At 67.2% G+C, this 2255-nt stretch carries 2 protein-coding genes and 1 pseudogene; all 3 read right to left on the reverse strand.

Going from position 1 to position 2255, the window contains the following annotated elements:
* Positions 1 to 215 (reverse strand): annotated as a pseudogene (locus tag WBL05_RS07505) (hypothetical protein); the annotation flags it as partial.
* Positions 216 to 457: 242 nt separating this feature from the next.
* Positions 458 to 874: a hypothetical protein gene (locus tag WBL05_RS07510; protein ID WP_424224881.1), complete on the reverse strand. Its 417-nt coding sequence runs from the start codon at positions 872 to 874 to the stop codon at positions 458 to 460.
* A 433-nt stretch (positions 875 to 1307) separates the two neighbouring features.
* A partial coding sequence (locus tag WBL05_RS07515) for a DUF222 domain-containing protein (protein WP_424224883.1) occupies positions 1308 to 2255 on the reverse strand: 948 nt, incomplete at its 5' end.

Below are 2255 nucleotides of genomic sequence, written 5' to 3' on the forward strand. Positions count from 1 at the left end.
GATGGGTGGGGGCTGATCGAGATCTGCGGGGCGGGGACGGTGAGTTGGGCGACGGCCTGGGCGGCGAGCACGGCCGGGTCGGCCGCGATGGGGCCGTCTGCGGCGTCGGGCATGGTCGCGGCGTAGCAGACCTGTACCCGGTTGCCGTCGACGCCGGCCTGGCCGGCGTTCACGGTCGTGCAGAGTTGTTGCTCACCGGAGGCCCGATCGGTCACCAGTGTGTACTTGGCCCACGGGTTGTGTCCGGAGCCCTCCCCAGAAGCTGCGGCTTGGTCCTCAACTGACTGTGCTTGGCCACGCGAGGCGCCCTTGGTGCTGGCCTGAACTTGGGCTTGATTGCCCTGAGTGCTCGCGTAGGCTCCGCCAGTGGAGCTGGTCCAGCCCGCATCGTTGGCGACTGCGATGCCGCAGATGCCAACGCTGAGTACCGTCGCAAAGAGCGCGGTGAGCGTCTTGTTCAAGCGAATGGGCATTGCTCGATCTCCGTGCCGATTGTGCTTGTGAAGAGCTTCAGGCGACTGTCGACGTGCTTGAAGAAGTAGCTGCGCCGCACCATCTCGGAAGGCGCGACGACCGACCCTTGAGCGTCAACGGTCGCGGTCTTCAACAGACAGGCGTCTAGTGCGAGTTCCGAGCCATCCATTCGGACACCTGGTTGCGGCCGCAAGATCAGTCCCGACGATTCGCCAGGTGCCTGCTGCCAGCCGAGTTCCCATATCTGCTGTATGCCAGCCTGGTTCCACGACAGGTACGGGTCGGCCAGCAAGTCGTGCAACTCTGCTGGGTAGCTGCCCTGCCCTTCCCGCATCGCTTGCTCCTCCAGTTCAGTGGCTCGCCGGACGATCCATTCGGCTTCGGCGTACAAGGCTTCCATGTCGGGGGTGGGGCTCGGTGAGGGGGTCACCGCCGCGTGCGTGCTAGGGGTCGGCGACGGTGTGGGTTCGGCGTCACCGCCTTGGGTGCAGCCGGCCAGCCCTGCCGCGAGGGCCAGCCCAATGAGTGAGATCCATGAGCGACGCATCTTCACGTCGACCTCCGGGGGTTAGAGGGTTCGTTTGCCACCGCAGATCATGCCACCCGGGACGCCCGACAATTCCATCTGTCCGCCGCTGCTGTGGATAACCTGGTCGGCCGTGGCTTCTGGTAGCTGCGATGCGGAGCTCCAACCCAAGCCGGAGCGAAGAGCGCGCAGACCGCCTGCTTGGGTTGCGGGCATGGTGAACTCCTGCGCAGCCCTCCTGGCGGCGCGGTACGGGTAGCGCAGGGTGGCCTCACCTCCGGTCGTTCGCGGCCGCCGGGCGGCTGGGTCACCGTGGCGGCAGGCTTACTGCGGATTCAGCTGGCCTCGTCCAGTTGTTCGGGTTCGTCTGGTGGCTCGGCCTGGGCTGGCGGATCGTTTTTCGTTTCGGCCCCAACTTCTGTTGCCTCGGCGTCGGCCTCGGCCGGGTTGGCCTCGGATCCAGTCTCGGCCTCTGCTTCGGCGTCGGGTACGTGGATGCGGGTGGTGCCGGCTGCGGTGACGAGGTATTGGTAGCCGGCAGGGGAGGTCCAGTGGAACACCCCCCAGGCTCAGGCTGCTGCAGGCGCCAGCCGCCGAAGTTTTTGGCGCGGTGGGTGAACCGGGACAGCGGCCCCAGGTTCCCCAGATGCGTCTGCCCCTCCACCCCCGGCACATAGGGCACGGTGTGGTCGAGGTCGCAGTTGGTCGCGGCCCTCGTTCCGTAGGGGAAGACGTCTACTGGGTTGCGTTGTTCGACGGCGAACCGCATCACCCCGGTCGGGTCGTGGCCGTCGATCGCGGTGATGGTGGCGGGGTCGATGATCGGCCGCACGATCACCTTGCTGCCGGCCAAGAACTTCGGCAGCTGTTCGGTGAGCAGCGGTCCCCACTTGTCGACGTAGGCCATACCGGAGTCCGCCTGTCCGCTGGTGTGGATGGCGGGGTCGTCGTGCTGGATGTGGACGACCAGGGTGTGGGTGGGCAGGGTGTGTTGGCCGAACGCGGATCTGGCGAGGATCCCGACCGCGGCGGCGCGGCGGGCGTCCAGGTCGCTACCACCTACAGCTGTGGGGTCGTTCGGCAGGCTGGCGGCGATCTGGTTGATCGCCTGGTCGAAGTCGATCCCGTCGGCGGCGTCGACCAGCCCCCAGATCGCCACGTGGCCGTCGGCGATCCCGGACAGCCGCAGGTGCCGGTCCTTGGCTGCTGTTTCGGCGCGGTCGCGGGCGGCGTCCGGGTCGGCTTGGATGATCCA

The sequence above is a fragment of the Brooklawnia sp. genome (genome assembly GCF_049651565.1).
In the GTDB taxonomy this organism is placed as follows: domain Bacteria; phylum Actinomycetota; class Actinomycetes; order Propionibacteriales; family Propionibacteriaceae; genus Brooklawnia.